The 17,593-nt window shown below is 45.2% G+C and carries 18 protein-coding genes; 6 read left to right on the top strand and 12 right to left on the bottom strand.

Going from position 1 to position 17,593, the window contains the following annotated elements:
- Positions 1 to 157: 157 nt before the first annotated feature.
- Positions 158 to 649 carry a GNAT family N-acetyltransferase gene (locus tag ACO1PK_RS00625; RefSeq protein ID WP_423186756.1) on the top strand — a complete coding sequence of 164 codons (492 nt, stop codon included), beginning with the start codon at positions 158 to 160 and terminating at the stop codon, positions 647 to 649.
- Positions 650 to 695: 46 nt separating this feature from the next.
- Positions 696 to 926, top strand: a complete 231-nt coding sequence (locus ACO1PK_RS00620) for a hypothetical protein (protein ID WP_423186755.1) — start codon at positions 696 to 698, stop codon at positions 924 to 926.
- A gap of 133 nt (positions 927 to 1,059) precedes the next feature.
- On the opposite strand, the gene ACO1PK_RS00615 is transcribed toward ACO1PK_RS00620, so the two are convergent.
- The 7 genes from ACO1PK_RS00615 to ACO1PK_RS00585 form a co-directional block, all read right to left on the bottom strand.
- On the bottom strand, positions 1,060 to 2,106 hold the full coding sequence (locus ACO1PK_RS00615; RefSeq protein ID WP_423186754.1) for a Leu/Phe/Val dehydrogenase: 1,047 nt from the start codon (positions 2,104 to 2,106) through the stop codon (positions 1,060 to 1,062).
- A 345-nt stretch (positions 2,107 to 2,451) separates the two neighbouring features.
- On the bottom strand, positions 2,452 to 3,606 hold the full coding sequence (locus tag ACO1PK_RS00610) for a JmjC domain-containing protein (RefSeq protein ID WP_423186753.1): 1,155 nt from the start codon (positions 3,604 to 3,606) through the stop codon (positions 2,452 to 2,454).
- Between the two features lie 180 nt (positions 3,607 to 3,786).
- Positions 3,787 to 5,157 carry an adenylosuccinate lyase gene (gene purB / locus ACO1PK_RS00605; protein ID WP_423186752.1) on the bottom strand — a complete coding sequence of 457 codons (1,371 nt, stop codon included), beginning with the start codon at positions 5,155 to 5,157 and terminating at the stop codon, positions 3,787 to 3,789.
- A 25-nt stretch (positions 5,158 to 5,182) separates the two neighbouring features.
- Positions 5,183 to 5,806: a high frequency lysogenization protein HflD gene (gene hflD / locus ACO1PK_RS00600; protein WP_423186751.1), complete on the bottom strand. Its 624-nt coding sequence runs from the start codon at positions 5,804 to 5,806 to the stop codon at positions 5,183 to 5,185.
- Complete coding sequence (mnmA, locus tag ACO1PK_RS00595; protein WP_423188249.1) at positions 5,807 to 6,910, bottom strand: tRNA 2-thiouridine(34) synthase MnmA; 1,104 nt, start codon at positions 6,908 to 6,910, stop codon at positions 5,807 to 5,809.
- A gap of 161 nt (positions 6,911 to 7,071) precedes the next feature.
- Positions 7,072 to 7,533, bottom strand: coding sequence for an NUDIX domain-containing protein (locus ACO1PK_RS00590; protein ID WP_423186750.1), 462 nt, complete (start codon positions 7,531 to 7,533; stop codon positions 7,072 to 7,074).
- 50 nt (positions 7,534 to 7,583) lie between these two features.
- Entirely contained in the window at positions 7,584 to 8,219 is a 636-nt protein-coding gene (locus tag ACO1PK_RS00585) for an rRNA large subunit pseudouridine synthase E (protein ID WP_423186749.1), read from the bottom strand.
- Between the two features lie 220 nt (positions 8,220 to 8,439).
- On the opposite strand from ACO1PK_RS00585, the gene ACO1PK_RS00580 reads away from it, so the two are divergent.
- The gene (locus ACO1PK_RS00580) at positions 8,440 to 10,668 is read left to right on the top strand and encodes an NADP-dependent isocitrate dehydrogenase (protein WP_423186748.1); all 2,229 of its coding nucleotides are present in this window, start codon (positions 8,440 to 8,442) and stop codon (positions 10,666 to 10,668) included.
- A 104-nt stretch (positions 10,669 to 10,772) separates the two neighbouring features.
- Here the strand turns inward: ACO1PK_RS00580 and cspD are convergent, their stop codons facing one another.
- Entirely contained in the window at positions 10,773 to 10,985 is a 213-nt protein-coding gene (gene cspD / locus ACO1PK_RS00575) for a cold shock domain-containing protein CspD (RefSeq protein ID WP_019676583.1), read from the bottom strand.
- Between the two features lie 199 nt (positions 10,986 to 11,184).
- Here cspD and clpS point away from each other — a divergent pair, with 199 nt between their 5' ends.
- Positions 11,185 to 11,505: an ATP-dependent Clp protease adapter ClpS gene (gene clpS, locus ACO1PK_RS00570; RefSeq protein WP_423186747.1), complete on the top strand. Its 321-nt coding sequence runs from the start codon at positions 11,185 to 11,187 to the stop codon at positions 11,503 to 11,505.
- 64 nt (positions 11,506 to 11,569) lie between these two features.
- A complete protein-coding gene (gene clpA / locus ACO1PK_RS00565) occupies positions 11,570 to 13,834 on the top strand; it encodes an ATP-dependent Clp protease ATP-binding subunit ClpA (RefSeq protein WP_423186746.1) in 2,265 nt (754 codons plus the stop codon).
- Positions 13,835 to 13,920: 86 nt separating this feature from the next.
- Here clpA and infA read toward each other — a convergent pair whose 3' ends face one another.
- The 4 genes from infA to trxB form a co-directional block, all read right to left on the bottom strand.
- Complete coding sequence (gene infA / locus ACO1PK_RS00560; protein ID WP_008610216.1) at positions 13,921 to 14,139, bottom strand: translation initiation factor IF-1; 219 nt, start codon at positions 14,137 to 14,139, stop codon at positions 13,921 to 13,923.
- Positions 14,140 to 14,233: 94 nt separating this feature from the next.
- Positions 14,234 to 14,956, bottom strand: coding sequence for an arginyltransferase (locus tag ACO1PK_RS00555; protein ID WP_423186745.1), 723 nt, complete (start codon positions 14,954 to 14,956; stop codon positions 14,234 to 14,236).
- Positions 14,957 to 14,966: 10 nt separating this feature from the next.
- The gene (aat, locus tag ACO1PK_RS00550) at positions 14,967 to 15,686 is read right to left on the bottom strand and encodes a leucyl/phenylalanyl-tRNA--protein transferase (RefSeq protein ID WP_423186744.1); all 720 of its coding nucleotides are present in this window, start codon (positions 15,684 to 15,686) and stop codon (positions 14,967 to 14,969) included.
- Between the two features lie 8 nt (positions 15,687 to 15,694).
- Positions 15,695 to 16,651 (bottom strand): thioredoxin-disulfide reductase, encoded by a 957-nt coding sequence (gene trxB / locus ACO1PK_RS00545; protein WP_423186743.1) that lies wholly within the window; start codon positions 16,649 to 16,651, stop codon positions 15,695 to 15,697.
- Between the two features lie 248 nt (positions 16,652 to 16,899).
- Here trxB and trhA point away from each other — a divergent pair, with 248 nt between their 5' ends.
- Positions 16,900 to 17,535, top strand: a complete 636-nt coding sequence (trhA, locus tag ACO1PK_RS00540; protein WP_423186742.1) for a PAQR family membrane homeostasis protein TrhA — start codon at positions 16,900 to 16,902, stop codon at positions 17,533 to 17,535.
- Positions 17,536 to 17,593: the final 58 nt, after the last annotated feature.

Below are 17,593 nucleotides of genomic sequence, written 5' to 3'. Positions count from 1 at the left end.
AAATCAGTGGGTAAGCCTAGCTTTAAGCTGGCTGCACCGAGGGGAGTCTTTTATAAAAAGGCATAAACATTAATGCGTTAAAAGCTATGCTTCTGTTTACTAATCAGCGTAGAATAGAACAGCTAAAAAAATCATAAATAACAATAGGTAAAGCCGGATGCAACAGAGCAGAATTCGTTTAGCAACCATTGAAGATAGTGCGTTAATCTTATCCTTTATTCAGGGATTAGCTGAGTATGAAAAGCTAGCCGATCAAGTTGTGGCTACCGAACAACAATTAATTAAAAGCTTATTTGGCGATAATCCAGCTGCAGAAGTTGTGATCGTGGAATATGCCGGAGAGCCCGCCGGTTTTGCGCTGTTTTTCCACAATTACTCCACTTTTTTAGCGCAGCCGGGTTTGTATTTAGAGGATTTATTTGTGTTACCGGCTTTTCGTGGTAAGGGCTTGGGTAAATTGCTTCTTAGTTACTTAGCCAATTTGGCTGTAGCGCGTGGTTGTGGTCGTTTTGAATGGTCCGTTCTGGATTGGAATCAACCTGCTATTGATTTTTATCAGTCACAGGGCGCTAAATTGATGCATGATTGGCGGATCACTCGGCTTACTGGTACCGAGCTACAGGCTTTAGCTGCTCAATACTCACAATAATCAGCGCGACCAATTTTACTGCTTATATAAGGTTGTTATAAGTAAGATGAAAGCAGAAAACTCAGAAAGATTAGAAAGAGAAAGAACCTTTAAAGAAATTGCCGCTACAGCGAATAAAACCGCAAAGCAGCCAGCGACTAAAGCGAAAGTGGTAAGCCGTAAAGTCGTGGTAAGAAAGCGTAAAGCGGATGATTTTTGGATTAATATTGGCGTTGTAGTGGTGATCGGGCTTTGTTTAATGGTAATAGGTTGGGAGGTATTACAGCAGCTAGTGTAGCCGTATAGCAATGTGTAAGCTTAGAGCAACCTTCTTAACAAGATCAATTTGGGTGTCGATAGCGTGCTGCTAGTTGATAAACGCTAGCCTGAAGCAGCAAGCAAGCGGCTTCAGGCTAGGGCAACACTTGAGTTTAACTCGCTTTACCGCGCGCAATAATTTCTTGAGCCATAATATCGGCAATAGCACTTGTCGATAATTTTTCAGTATCAGCACGGCGGAAAATCGTCAGTAAGGTATCAAATATCTGCATGACTTTTGCAGTCGATTCTGCTGCGTTATAACCTTGCGGACGCATTTCAAAGGCAACGTTAATAATACCACCGGCATTAATTACATAATCAGGGGCGTAAAGAATACCCAGCTCACGCAGTTTTTCGCCATGCTCTGGCCGTTTTAATTGGTTATTGGCACAACCAGCCACAATCTTAGCTTTTAACTGTGGAATGGTATCATCATTTAAGGTAGCACCCAGTGCGCAAGGTGCATATACATCCGCTGGTGCAGCGTAGATTTCATCTAAACCTACGGCTGTGGCGCCAAATTGTGTCACAGCGCGGTTTATCGCCTCTTGGTTGATATCAGTAACAATCAGTTTAGCGCCTTCTTTATGTAAATGTTCACATAAATAGAAGCCAACGCTACCTAGCCCCTGAATGGCTACGGTTTTACCCGCTAAATCAGCCGAGCCAAACTGATGCAGGGCTGCGGCTTTAATGCCTTGATAAGTGCCTAAAGCTGTGAATGGGCCGGGGTTACCACTTTTTCCCTCTAAACCAGCCACAAAAGGCGTCTCCTGATTCACCTGCATAATATCGTGTGTGGTGATATTCACATCTTCAGCACTGTAATAACTGCCGTTTAAGCGATGGATCATCCGACCGAAAGCACGGAATAAGGCTTCTGATTTAATGGTTTTTGCATTACCAATAATCACGGATTTACCGCCACCTAACGGCAAACCTGCCATGGCATTTTTATAAGTCATACCGCGTGATAAACGCAAAACATCAACCAGCGCATCTTCATCGCTGGCATAATCCCATAACCTGCAGCCGCCAACAGCGGGACCTAAACGTGTGCTATGAACAGCAATAATGGCTTTTAAGCCAGTTTCCTGATCACTGCAAAAAACGACTTGTTCATGTTGATCAAATTCAGGATGATTGAATACTGCCACGGTGGACTCCCTTGGAGGCTAACTAATATTATGGATAAGGCTTTGCTTTACGTTTACGTAAACTGTGCCTTTTTTATATGCCGCGGAATGTATCATTTAGTACAACTTTATGCCAGCTTTGTTGTTAAAAAGTCGCTGGTCGTGCCAGTACAGTAATGCTGAGGTCAAGATGGGGGTTCTTGGCTTAACAAGAAGCAAAACAGAGTTTAATTATCATTAAGTTAGTATTAGCAAAGCACTGCTTTGGCGTCAGGTGTAATATTTTCTTTACGAAAGCACAGCCATTTTAACGGCTGTGCTGAGAGCTTAGCGCTGAAAAATAACGCCAGAGCGGCTTTAAACAGCCTACTCCTCGAAATACCACAAGCCCTGATTAATCAAATCAGTGATCAACATTAAACGCTCTTCGCGAGCAATAAAATGTAAACACTGTTGTTGATCGATTCTCGGACTGTCGCACAGCAGCTTCGCGGTAGTATATTCTTCAGCCGGTAAAACGATACGATTGCCATTGATAAATAACTGAATATCGCTATCAGTTTGGGCTTGATAATAGCTACAACGTAAGCCACCCAGTCGACCTAATACTGAACCTTCTTCAAGGTATTCCGCAATTTCGTCGGCTGCATAGTGTGGATCGGGCTCTTGCTGATCCAGTTCGTGTTTTGGCTGAGTAATAAACTGACCGAACCAGATGGGTAGTTGTGAGCGATCGCTGATCAGTTGCAACAGTAATTGTTGTACTTGATCCAAATCTTGCTCGCTAATCGCGCCTATTTCGCTATTTAGTGTACGATCGGCATCACTAAAGCGTTTACCAACAAAATCATTATCAATCAGATAGTCCGTTAAGCCCGTGAGTAAATCTTTTTGGGCGGGCGCTCTGAAGCCTACCGAATAGTTCAAGCTGTTCTCAATCGAAATACCGTCATGCGGGCAACCAGGTGGGATATACAAAATGTCACCAGGTTCCATAATGACATCAATACAGGCGGTAAAAGGCGTGACTTGCAGTAAGCGTGGATGCGGACAAATTGATTTTAAGCTGGGGTCGGGCATACCAACACGCCAGTGCCGCTTACCTTCACCTTGAATAATAAACACATCATATTGGTCAAGATGTGGGCCAACACCACCGCCTGGCGTCGAGAAGCTAACCATCAAGTCATCAATACGCCAGTTCGGAATAAAGCGGAAAGGTTCAATTAACGCCGCTGCAGGAGGATGCCAGTGATCAACGGCTTGTACCAGAATGGTCCAGTCTTTCTCACCAAAGCGGGTAAAATCCTCAAAAGGGCCGGTTTCCAGTTGCCAATTGCCGTCTGTGCATTGCACTAAGCGGGATTCAACATCATCCTCTAATGCTAAGCCTGCCAGCTCGTCCGCAGAGAGGGGATCTTGAAATTGCTGAAAACCTTGCTTAATCAGCAGTGGCTTCTTTTGCCAGTATTGCTGCATAAAATCAGCGAGGCTTAATTCACCCAGATTTAATTGGTACATGTTAGGGTCCTTATTACAGAGGCGTTGAAAAGCCTGGGTATGTGTTAGCTGGAGTAGTTGGTTCAGTTGGCGAGCTAATTTCCCCAACACATTTATAAAACAACTTTGGTTACCCAGCTAAGGTAACTAGCCGACATACTGTCGGCTAGTTCTATTTCACTTATGATATTGTAAGCAAGGTTAGTCGAGTAGCTCAACCAAGCGAATCGCATCACCAATATAACCTGCAGGTGTAAGCTGTTTCATCTCTGCTTTCACCTGCAAAGGTAACTCTAAACCATCGATAAATAGGGCTAAGTCGGCAGCAGTAATGCGTTTACCACGCGTTAGCTCTTTGAGTTTTTCATAAGGTTTTTCAATACCATACTTACGCATAACGGTTTGTACTGGCTCAGCCAATAATTCCCAGTTAGCGTCTAACTCAGCGCGTAAATTCGCTTCATTTACTTCCAGTTTGCTAATGCCTTTTAAAGTCGCTTGATAAGCAATCAGGGTATAACCAAAACCTACGCCTAAATTACGCAGTACTGTAGAGTCGGTTAGATCGCGCTGCCAACGAGAAACCGGCAACTTGGCCGATAAATGGTTAAACAGTGCATTGGCAATACCCAGGTTACCTTCTGAATTTTCAAAGTCGATAGGGTTAACCTTGTGTGGCATGGTCGAGGAGCCAATTTCGCCCGCAACGGTTTTTTGCTTGAAGTGACCAAGCGCAATATAACCCCAGACATCGCGGTCAAAGTCGAGCAAAATCGTGTTAAAGCGAGCGATAGCATCAAACAGCTCGGCAATATAATCATGCGGTTCAATTTGTGTGGTGTAGGGGTTCCAAGTAACCCCTAATGAAGTAACAAAACGCTCAGCAAAGGCATGCCAATCAATCTCAGGGTAGGCGGATAAATGCGCATTATAGTTACCCACTGCGCCATTGATTTTACCCAGTAGGCTTACAGCAGCAATTTGCTCACGCTGGCGCTTTAAACGCACATAGACGTTGGCCATTTCTTTACCCATGGTAGTGGGAGATGCTGGCTGGCCGTGGGTTCTCGCCATCATAGGCACGGCTTTTAAATCTAATGCTAATGCTTTAATAGCAGCAAGTAGCGCATCGCATTCTGGTAATAACACGGTATCACGTGCTTCGCGTAGCATTAATGCATGTGATAAGTTATTGATGTCTTCTGAGGTACAGGCAAAGTGAATAAACTCAGTAATGGCCAGCAGCTCGGTATTGGTAGCTACTTTTTCCTTTAGTAAATACTCTACTGCTTTTACATCGTGGTTGGTGGTGCGTTCAATCTCTTTAACACGTTCGGCATCGGCTAAACTAAAGTCGGTGACGATGCGATCTAAGACCGCGTTAGCCTCTGCTGATAAAGCAGGCACTTCAGTAATTTTAGGCTCTGCCGCAAGTTGTTGTAACCATCGCACTTCAACGGTAACCCGGTATTTAATTAAACCGAACTCGCTGAAAATTGGGCGTAAGCTGGCAGCTTTGCTACCGTAACGGCCATCTACCGGCGAAATTGCGGTAAGGGCATTAAGTTCCATGATAACTCCTGATTACTGTGCGTGATTAAATATTGGCAAGGGCAGCTTGTGCTGCAGCTAATAATTTCTTTCGTTTAAAAATAAAGTGTAAGCGGCTTCCCCCTGCCTGTCGCCATAGCACGGCAGCGCGCACCGCTGCTAGCAACAAGGCTCTGACTTTATGTTGTACGCTGCTTTGGCTCAGTAGCTCTGGTTGCCCGTATATTTGGATCCGTGCGCCTAAACTACTGATACATTCGCTGTAAATATCGGCAAGTTTAGCAATGATAGTGTCGTCGGTTACGCTAAAATGTTGTAATTGACGTTCTAGCTGGCTTAGTTGGTTGCCAAGCTCATTCAGGTTGTTTTTATTTTTATTCAGCCTGCGTTCTAACCCAAGCACACCGACCAAGTAGCGAGTAAGCTCAACATCTTTTTGTGGTTTATCGCCCAGTTGTTCAATAATAAGTTCAAAACCTGGCTTTAAATTAGCTAGCTCACCGCCATAAATATCCAGCGGGGTAGCAGGGTTTAAATTTACAACGCTACCCAAAATAATCTCTAATTGCGCCTGCTGCGATTCACTACTACGAGCGATACTTTGCACCAGCTTTGCCGCTTGACATAAGGCAGCCAAGGCAATCATTTGAGTCTGTAAAGAAGTTTCCATTTAAATTAGCGCCTCATCAATAATACCGCCACCAAGGCATACTTCATCAAGATAAAATACCGCAGATTGACCCGGTGTTACCGCTTTTTGTGGTTGATCAAAAATCACCGTTAAGCGACCATCTGCTGCAGGGGTCACGCTACAAGCAATATCGGTTTGCCGATAACGGGTTTTGACGGTAAGGCGCATTGGCGCGGTAGGGCCAGTACGATCAACCCAATGCAGTTGCGTGGCAATTAATCCTTTTGATAATAAAGCCGGATGATCATGGCCTTGTGCTACTAATAAATGGTTTTTTTCCAGATCTTTAGCCACAACATACCAAGGATCATCACCACCATCACGCAGACCGCCTATGCCCAACCCTTTGCGCTGACCAAGGGTGTGATACATCAAGCCTTCATGCCGCCCAATCACTTTCCCATCATCGATGCTTACAATATCCCCAGGCTGAGCCGGTAAATATTGCTGCAGAAAATCTTTAAATTTGCGCTCACCAATAAAGCAGATCCCGGTGGAGTCTTTTTTATCATGGGTGACTAGACCTTGTTGTTCGGCAATGGCGCGAACAGCGGGTTTTTCCAACTCGCCAACGGGGAACAAGGTTTGGGCAATATGCTGCTCTGCCAGGGTATAAAGGAAGTAGCTCTGATCTTTGTTGTTATCCAGCCCGCGCAACATTTGCCAATGGCCAGCTTGATAACGGCGGCGGACATAATGACCTGTTGCAATATAATCGGCGTTTAACGCTTCGGCCGCGAATTCTAAAAATGCTTTAAACTTAATTTCTTTGTTACACATAATATCGGGGTTCGGCGTACGACCGGCTTTGTATTCCGCTAAAAAATACTCAAACACATTATCCCAATATTCAGCAGCAAAGTTTACCTTGTGTAATTTAATACCCAACTTGTCACAGACGGCTTGTGCATCGGCCATATCTTCAGCGGCAGCACAGTATTCATCATTATCGTCTTCTTCCCAGTTTTTCATAAACAGGCCTTCAACCTGATAGCCTTGTTGCAATAGCAACCAGGCAGAAACAGAAGAATCTACGCCGCCGGACATGCCGACGATGACTTTTTTACTGCTGTGATCAGACATGCTGTTGTCAGACATAATACCGCGCTTAACTTAGCCCAAAAAGAAAGGCGCGGATTATAACATTAAATTCCGTTTCAAAAAACGGCAGTAAGGGGCAACTTCGCTAAGATAGTCTGGCTAAGGCGGATTTGCGGTATGAAAATATACCGCTATAACAGTGCTCAAACCCAGAGTAAGGGGTTGATAAGGTCAAGGGGCAGTTTTATCCCTTGTCGATAAGCCGTAATCGCATTGGTCACCAATTGGCTGCGCACCGGGATCTGTTGTGCCGCCAGTTCAGCTTCGTCCAACCAATGTAACGCTAGAATATCACTGTCTTGCGGTTGGTAGTGCGTAGGTAAATGTGTCGGTTCAAATAAGAAATTCACTCTAATATAGGTATGCGCATTACTGGCTTGCAGTTGCGAAATACCCAGCCAAGCATCCGGCTTGAGGATTAATCCGGTTTCTTCGGCGACTTCGCGACACACGGCACTTATCAGATCTTCGTCTTCTTCCATATGTCCGGCAGGCTGATTCAGTACTTTGTGCCCGCCAAGCTTATCGCGTTCTTCAACCAGTAAAAATTTATTATCAAAGACAATCACAGCGGCAACAGTAAGATGGAGGCGGCTTCTGCTCATTAAGACATCCTTTTGCGAAGGTACTTGCAGTTTTAGCAAGACCTAACAGATTAAAATTCGTTATTCGTCAACCTAATGATACGGTTTTCCCCAGGCATTAGATCGCCAAGCTGCCATGGCCCAATTTGGGCGCGTATTAAGCGAAGCGTTGGAAACCCTACTGCCGCGGTCATCCTTCGTACCTGACGGTTACGTCCTTCGGTTATGGTCAAACTTAGCCAACTGGTTGGAATGGCCGCGCGATAACGAACAGGTGGCTGACGAGGCCATAACGCAGGTTCAGCAATACGCTCGGCAACCGCAGGTAGGGTAAGACCATCATTGAGTTGAACGCCTTGCGCCAGTTGGTTTAACGCCTGATCGCTGATTACACCCTCTACCTGAACCCAATAGGTTTTTGGTGCTTTAAATTTTGGATCACTGATTTTTTGCTGAATACGGCCGCAATTGGTTAATAGCAATAAGCCTTCGCTGTCACGATCTAAACGGCCAGCAGCATATACCGCTGGAATTGCAATAAAATCAGCCAGTGTTGCCCGTGGCGGCTGGCTGTTATCAGTGAATTGGCTAAGCACATCGTAGGGCTTATTAAAAAGCACCAACAATGGAATTTCTACCTTAGTCCTATTGTTTTTTTTCGAAAAAGCCTTATGTTTTTGCCTGGCTCCAGCTTTAGTTATATTCACACTTAATCTCTAATTTATGACTTGAATAGGGGCTTGGTTGTTACTGGCAACAATATTCATGTTTGACCGCAAACGCCTCAGACGCAGCATGCGCCTGTTTTAATCGGTTTGATGCTGATATAATCTAAACGCTTCGTTTGGCTGCGTTTAAAACAATTTCCACACTTGGGTGGCAATGGCTTTGTCATGGCGATCCGGCGATTACAATACAGGAACTAACATGTCGAAAGAAAGTGCAAAAATCATTTACACCATTACTGATGAAGCGCCAGCATTGGCCACTCAGTCTTTACTGCCTGTTATCGAGGCCTTTTCTGCTGCGGCGGGTGTAGCCGTTGAAACCCGCGATATTTCCTTATCTGGCCGTATTATTGCCAGCTTTCCAGAATTTTTAACCGCTGAACAACGTATCAATGATGATTTAGCGGAGCTGGGCGAATTAGCAAAACAACCTGATGCCAACATTATTAAGTTACCGAATATCAGTGCCTCAGTACCGCAATTAAAAGCGGCAGTAAAAGAGTTACAAGCGCAAGGTTATGCGTTGCCTGAATATCCGGAAGAGCCAAAAACTGAGCAAGAGCGCGATGTTAAAGCGCGTTACGACAAAATCAAAGGCTCAGCGGTAAACCCAGTATTGCGTGAAGGTAACTCAGATCGTCGCGCACCCGCTTCAGTTAAGCAATATGCTCGTAAAAACCCGCATAGCATGGGTGCTTGGAGCTCAAGCTCAAAATCTCACGTTGCTCATATGACGGCTGGTGATTTTTACGGCTCTGAGCAATCTGCCACTATGGCGGCAGATGATGTGCTGAACATTAGCTTACACAAAGCCGATGGCAGTGTGCAGGTATTAAAAGAGAAAGTTGCCGTATTAGCTGGTGAAGTGGTGGATGCCACCTTTATGAGCGCTAAAGCGTTGTGTGCTTTCTATGCGGAACAAATTGCTGATGCCAAAGCGCAAGGCGTGCTGTTTTCTCTGCACTTAAAAGCCACCATGATGAAAGTTTCTGACCCTATCATGTTTGGTCATGCCGTTAAGGTGTTCTATCAAGAGATTTTTGCTAAATACGCTGAGACTTTTGCTCAGTTGGGTGTAGATGTAAACAATGGTTTTGGCGATCTGTATGCCAAGCTGAAAAATCTACCACAAGCCGAGCAAGATGCCATTGTTGCTGATATCAATGCCTTGTATGCAACTAAGCCTGCTATGGCAATGGTGAATTCAGATAAAGGTATCACTAACCTGCATGTACCAAGTGATGTGATTATTGATGCCTCTATGCCGGCGATGATCAGAAGCTCGGGCCAAATGTGGGGTCCAGACGGTCAGTTGCAAGACACTAAGGCGGTGATCCCAGATCGTTGTTATGCCGGTGTTTATCAAGAGACGATTGATTTTTGCCGTAAAAACGGTGCTTTTGATCCTCGTACTATGGGCTCAGTCCCCAACGTGGGTTTAATGGCGCAAAAAGCTGAAGAGTACGGTTCACACGATAAGACCTTCGAAATTTCAGCCGCAGGGACTGTCGTTGTTACCAATAGCCAAGGCGAAACCCTGTTTAGCCATGTGGTAGAAGCCGGCGATATCTGGCGTATGTGCCAAGTTAAAGACGCGCCAATTCGTGATTGGGTAAAACTTGCCGTTAATCGTTCGCGTTTAAGTAATACCCCAGCGGTATTCTGGTTAGACAGTGCTCGTGCGCACGACGCTGAATTAATCAAGAAAGTACAAAGCTACTTAAAAGACCACGATACCAACGGCTTGGATATTCAAATTATGTCGCCGGTTGAAGCTACGCGTCATAGCTTAGCGCGGATGAAGCAAGGGTTAGATACGATTTCTGTTACCGGCAACGTATTACGTGATTACTTAACCGACTTGTTCCCTATTTTAGAGCTGGGTACAAGTGCCAAGATGTTGTCTATTGTGCCGTTAATGAACGGTGGCGGTTTATTTGAAACGGGAGCGGGTGGTTCTGCACCTAAGCACGTTGAGCAGTTTGTGCAAGAAAACCACTTACGTTGGGATTCTTTGGGCGAGTTTTTAGCCTTAGCCGCTTCTTTAGAGCATCTAGCACAGGTTGCTGATAACAAAGTAGCGCAAATTCTGGCTGATACGTTAGACCAAGCGACAGCCTTGTTCCTTGACAATGACAAATCGCCACGTCGTAAAGCGGGTGAGCTGGATAACCGTGGTAGCCATTTTTATCTGGCAATGTACTGGGCCGATGCTATGGCAAAACAAACCGCTGATGCTGCCTTAGCCGCGCGTTTTGCTAAGCTTGCCGAGACACTGCATGCCAATGAGCAGCAAATTCTGGCGGAATTAAATGGTGTACAAGGTAAAGCGGTTGATATCGGCGGTTATTTCCGTCCAGATCAAGCGAAAGCCGCCGCAGCAATGCGTCCAAGTGCGACATTAAATGCAGCCTTAGCCGCGTTATAATCGCTATTCAGTAAAAAGCATTAAGGCGCTAAACTCCGGTTTAGCGCCTTAATTTTTGGGCTAAGAAACTTAGCCAGGAACAGCGTGCAAGAAATCGGTTTAGCTTATTCTTCGCCAGGCAGTTTGATATTTACTGCATGTAAGCCCTTTGGCCCTTCTGACAAATCAAAGACCACGTCTTGTCCCGCTTTTAGCGTGCGGTAGCCGTCCATGCTGATGGTTGAATAATGGGCGAAGATATCTTCATCGCGACCATCTTCCCGGATAAACCCAAATCCCTTTGCATTATTGAACCATTTTACTTTACCGGTAGCCATACTACTTACTTCCTTCTCTAAGTTAGCTATATTCTGTATGCTAGTGATGCACTAGTAGTAGAGTATTTATTACTCCAATATCTAATGTAGATAATTTGTACAGACAGTCAAGTTTTTTGCTGAAATTAAGCTGAAAACTTTACGCAATTTTAATAAAAGCGCCTTTGCTGGATGGCGCAAGCATGGCTATAGTTGATATATGAGCGGTTTTAATAATCCTAACGTACATAATGATGATCTTGCTGAACTCACTAGGCAGCGGCTGGCACCGCCTCCCATGTACAAGGTGATTTTGCATAATGATGATTTCACCCCGATGGATTTTGTTATAGATGTTTTAGCCCGATTTTTTAATATGCAATATGAGCGGGCAACAGAAGTGATGCTGAAGGTACATTATGAGGGCAGTGCTGTGTGTGGAGTTTACACGGCAGAAATTGCTGAAACCAAGGTACAGCAAGTGACTCAGTATGCGAAAGAGCATCAGCATCCGCTGCTTTGTTCCATGGAGCGTGCTTAAGCAAGCAAAGGATAGCCGACAGTCGTCGGTGTAGTAACTAACTCAGGTGGATTAGGAGTGGTATATGTTGAATAAAGATCTTGAGTTAACCCTGAATGTCGCATTCAGATTTGCGCGTGACCGCCGGCATGAGTTTATGACCGTAGAGCACCTGTTATTAGCCTTATTAGATAACCCTGCTGCAGGTGCAGCACTGAAATCGTGTGGCGCTAACATTGAACAGCTGCGGCAGGAGCTGGGTAGTTTTATTGATTCTACAACACCGATACTGCCCGAGGGCGATTTAGAGCGTGATACTCAGCCTACGTTGGGCTTTCAACGGGTTCTGCAGCGAGCAGTCTTTCATGTCCAGTCATCCGGTAAGGCTGAGGTAACCGGTGCGAATGTGTTGGTCGCTATCTTTTCAGAGCAAGAATCGCAAGCGGTCTACTTGCTGAAAAAAGCCGATATTACTCGACTGGATGTTGTGAACTATATCTCGCACGGCATTACCAAAACTGAAAAATTAGATCAGCATGATGAACAACAGCAGGAAGAATTAGCCGAAACAGGACAGGAAGAGCATCGTTACCTGGAAACTTTTACCGCTAATTTAAATGTACAGGCAAAAAATGGCCTGATTGATCCGCTTATTGGCCGTGATGCAGAAGTTGAGCGGGCAGTACAGGTATTGTGTCGCCGGAAAAAAAATAACCCTTTATTGGTCGGTGAGGCTGGTGTGGGTAAAACGGCGATTGCCGAGGGACTCGCTTGGCGTATTGTGCAGCAACAAGTGCCGGAAGTGATTGCCGATGCAACGATTTATTCGTTAGATATGGGAGCCTTGCTGGCAGGTACTAAGTATCGTGGTGATTTTGAGAAACGCTTAAAATCCCTACTTAAAGAAGTCGAAAACGAGAAAAATGCCATCTTGTTTATTGATGAGATCCATACGGTGATTGGTGCAGGTGCAGCTTCAGGTGGGGTTATGGATGCGTCTAACCTGATCAAACCGCTGTTATCCAGCGGCCGGTTACGTTGTATGGGCTCAACCACTTACCAAGAGTTTAAGTCAATTTTTGAAAAAGATACTGCGTTGGTGCGCCGTTTCCAAAAAATTGATGTGTTGGAGCCAAGCGTTGAAGATACCACCCGCATTTTGTTGGGCTTAAAAGAACGCTACGAGCAACATCACAATGTCAAATACACACAAAAAGCTTTGCGTGCTGCAGCGGAGTTGTCGGCGAAGTACATTAATGAGCGGCATCTACCCGATAAGGCCATCGATGTAATTGATGAAGCAGGTGCTTCGCAGCGTTTGTTACCTGCTTCTAAGCGTAAGAAAACCATCAATGTGACGGAAATTGAGCAAGTGATTGCCAAGATGGCGCGTATTCCGGAGAAATCAGTATCGGCCTCAGACAAAGATGTGCTGGCTAACTTGGATCGTAATCTTAAGCTGGTGGTATTTGGACAGAATGAGCCTATCGATGTGTTAACGGCCGCGATACGGTTATCCCGCTCGGGTTTAGGCAATGAAGAGAAACCTATTGGGAATTTCTTATTTGCTGGGCCAACTGGTGTGGGTAAAACGGAAGTGACTAAACAGCTGGCAAAAGTGATGGGCGTTGAGCTACTGCGTTTTGATATGTCAGAGTACATGGAGCGTCATGCGGTAAGCCGATTAATCGGCGCACCTCCAGGTTATGTTGGGTTTGAACAAGGCGGGATGTTGACCGACGCGGTCTCTAAACATCCTTACTCGGTGGTATTGTTAGATGAAATAGAGAAAGCGCATTCTGATATTTACAATATTCTGTTACAGGTCATGGATCACGGCACTCTGACTGATAACAATGGTCGGAAAATCGATTTCCGTAACGTTGTGTTGGTAATGACCACCAACGCTGGGGTACAGGAAACCATACGTAAATCCATTGGTTTTAAACAGCAAGACCATAGCCATGATGCGCTGGCCGAAATTAACAAAACCTTTAGCCCAGAGTTTCGTAATCGCTTAGACGGCATTATCTGGTTTAAACATTTAGACCAAGAGATTATTTTGCAAATTGTGGATAAATTTATTTGTGATTTGCAGGTCCAGTTAGATAAAAAGCAAGTGTCGTTAGAGTTAAGCAGTGACGCTCGCCAGTGGTTAGCTGAAAAAGGGTATGATCATGCGATGGGTGCTCGGCCTATGGCAAGGGTCATTCAAGAACATCTGAAAAAACCGTTAGCAAACGAAATTTTGTTTGGCGCTTTAGTGGCAGGCGGGGAAGTGAAAGTCAGCTTACAAGACAATGCATTACAGTTTGAGTATCAGTCTGCAAAAGCCATGATTAATGCTTAATACTGAATTGCGTTAAATGCAGAAACCCGGCGATTGCCGGGTTTGCCAGTTAAGTCAGCGCTAGCGCAGGACTGTCGGGCTGAAACTTAACGCTGGCGGAATACGATACGGCCTTTAGTCAGATCGTAAGGTGTCAATTCAACAGTCACTTTGTCGCCTGTTAAAATGCGGATATAGTTTTTACGCATTTTGCCAGAGATATGCGCGATAACAACATGACCATTTTCAAGTTCAACTTTGAACATCGTATTTGGCAGGGTATCCAAGATGGTACCTTGCATTTCAATTACATCTTCTTTCGCCATTCAGCGTACTCGCCTCTATAAAATTGGGTGCCTTCGGAAAAACAGCGCAGATTGTGCCGAAATACCGTCGATAAGTAAAGCAGCAAGCGCTTTTTTAAGCAAATGAATGCCAATATCCATCAAAAAAACGTTGGTGCGGCATAAATTCGCTTTTATAAGCCATTTTTCGACAGCCATCGACCTGATAACCGAGATAAACAAATTGTCGATCTAACGCTTTGGCCTCAGCCAATAAATACAGTACGGCTAATTTTCCCGGTGAAAAACTTGCCGCTGCTGGCGCGAAAAAAGTGTAAACCGCAGAATAACTGTTTGCTAAATCATCAATAATACTGACCGCCATCAGCTGCTCAGCTTGATACAGTTTTAATAAGCGAATAGGTTGCCAGCGAGACGTTATTAACGAATCTAATTGCTCGGTCGTTGCTGGGTACATACTGCCATCGGCATGTTTAAAAGCAATATAACGGTTAAATAAGGCAAAGAGGCTTTGATACTCGTCGGCAGTGACCGCGCTAGCCGTTAGCTGATAGCACCATTTTGCGCGGGCGGCTTTGCTTAAAATACGGCGCTGTGCCGCCGATGCGGTAAATTGTGCCACCGGAATACGTAACGACTGGCAGGCGTTACAGCTCGGGCAATGTGGTCGATAAATTTGATTACCACTTCGCCGAAAATTATAGGCAATAAGTTGTTGATACAATTGATGATCTAATGGACTAGGATCCATTAACACCGCCAGTTGTTCTTGTTGCTCAGGTAAGTAGCTACAAGAGGCCGCAAGGGTAATACCAAATTGGAGTGGTGTATTAGTCATCTAAGCCTATTCATGCTGAGGGTGACAAGGAAAGCTGTTGCGGCAGCCAATGCCCAGCTGGTGCGGCTTGGTTAGATAATTGCCGCAGTAATTGTAAGTAATCGGGCCTTGGCATGGTAATAGCGCCAAGCTGCAATAAGAAACGGTTGGGTAATTGGCAGTCAATCCAGCCTTCAGCATAGTGTTGTAAATGCTGTTGCAAAGCAATCAGCGCAAATTTTGCACCATTATCAATGCGATTAAACATGGATTCGCCACAAAATAGCTGGCCCAGTTGTACGCCATATAAACCGGCAACCAGGGAGGCTTCTTGCCAGATTTCAATGCTATGCGCTAAGCCAAGCTGGTGTAAACGTAAATACGCTTGCTGCATTGGCGGTAAAATCCAGGTTTCGGCCTGACTGGGTCTGGGTGCGGCACATTGGCGAATTACTCCCGCAAAATCATGATTTAGCGTGACCTGATAAGCGCCTCTTTGCCATTGTTTACGTAAAGTGCGATTAAGCGCTAAGGTTTGTGGTGGGAATACGGCGCGTGTTGCGGGGCTCCACCACAGAAGGGGATCACCGGCGGAAAACCAAGGAAAGATACCTGAGCGATAGGCTAACTCCAGCCGAGCGGGCGATAAATCACCGCCCATGGCCAGTAAACCATCCGGCTCAGTCATGGCCTGACTGACCGGAGGAAAACTCAACTGCTCTGGCAGTAGCTCAGGTAAATAGATTGGCATAGTTGCCGTTATTTCGCGAGCGCATCCAAGTAGCGTTCAGCATCCAGTGCCGCCATGCAGCCAGACCCTGCAGAGGTAATTGCTTGACGGTAGATATGATCAGCAACATCGCCGGCAGCAAACACGCCAGCAATGCTAGTTTGGGTGGCGTTGCCTTCAGTACCACTTTGGACTTTCAAGTAGCCACCATTCATCTCTAATTGACCAGCGAAAATATCGGTATTCGGTTTATGGCCGATAGCAATAAATACACCTTGTAAAGCGACTTCTTCCGCGGCTAAACCTTGTGTTGATTTTAAGCGTACACCGGTTACGCCCATCTCGTCGCCAAGCACTTCTTCCAACTCACGGTGCGTGTGCAGGATAATATTGCCGCTAGCGACTTTTGCCATTAAACGGTCAATTAAGATTTTCTCGGCTTTAAAGGTATCGCGCCGGTGTACTAAATGCACTTCTGCAGCAATATTAGATAAGTACAGTGCTTCTTCAACTGCAGTGTTACCACCGCCAACAACGGCTACTTTTTGATTGCGGTAGAAAAAGCCATCACAAGTTGCACAGGCTGATACACCACGGCCGCTATACGCTTGTTCAGACGGTAAGCCCAAATACTTAGCTGAAGCGCCGGTAGCAATGATTAAGGCATCGCAGCTGTACTGACCATTATCACCGGTTAGGATAAAAGGACGTTGTTGTAAATTGACGGTATGAATATGATCAAACACGATTTCAGTGTTAAAGGCTTCGGCATGAGCTTGCATCCGCTCCATTAAAGCTGGACCTGTCAAACCATGGGCATCACCCGGCCAGTTTTCGACTTCCGTGGTGGTGGTTAACTGACCGCCTTGTTGCATACCGGTCAGTAATACTGGGGTTAAGTTTGCGCGGGCAGCATAGACAGCAGCCGTGTAGCCAGCAGGGCCTGAGCCTAAAATAAGCAATTTACTGTGTTTGATCTCTGACATCAGAGGACTCCAAAGTTAGCATAAAAAGTAATAAGTACGGTTATGGCAGTGCTATTTAGGCTTGCCTTGTACTTTGGTCATGCGCCGATTCTACGTAAAGCTCGGCGAAAGCGAAAGCCTATCCCAGGGATATGCGGGCGTTTTGCTGTAAATAAAGACGAACAACCGCTTAAATCTCTCACGCTAGCTGGGTTGTCAGGGAAAAGCTGATAAGATGAGCGGGTTATCTCTTAAAACAGCATGGTCCAATGAGTCATTACAGTCGGTTAGAAGAAAAACTTCATACATTAAGTCATGGTTTTGGTGCAGTGCTGGCGCTGTTGGGTACTGTTTTGCTGTTGCAGCATACGGTTGCAGGCGATCCTTGGCAGCTAACCGCAGCAATACTGTATGGCTTTTCGCTGGTGCTGCTGTATAGCAGCTCAAGCCTGTATCATTTTTTTGAAAACCCACAACTAAAGTTCCGTTTAAGGCAATTAGATCATGCTGCTATCTTTATTTTAATTGCCGGCACTTATACGCCTTTTACCTTAGTCAGTTTGCGAGGGCATTGGGGGATTCCACTGTTCAGTCTAGTGTGGACCATTGCGATTGCAGGTGTACTGTTAGAGTGTTTAAGTGGCATGAAATATAAAAAGTTGTCACTGGGGTTATATCTGGGATTAGGTTGGATAGTGCTAATTGCCATTAAACCCATGTTAGATCAGTTAGCGCCAGGTGCGTTACTATTATTATTGGCAGGTGGCTTAAGTTATTCTTTTGGCGTAATTTTCTATGTCTGGAAAAGCCTCTATATGCACCATCTTATTTGGCATTTATTTGTGTTAGGCGGCAGTGTATTACACTTTTTGGCTGTGTATTGGTATGTATTGCCTGCCTCCTAAACTGCACATACCCTAAACCATATCGAATAGGGCTCGTTAATGCAGAGCTATTTTGAAA

This window comes from Alishewanella sp. d11 (assembly GCF_049390205.1).
Classification (GTDB): domain Bacteria; phylum Pseudomonadota; class Gammaproteobacteria; order Enterobacterales; family Alteromonadaceae; genus Alishewanella.
The sequence above is the reverse complement of the archived record's forward strand: the minus strand, read 5'-3'. Positions and strand labels throughout refer to the sequence as shown.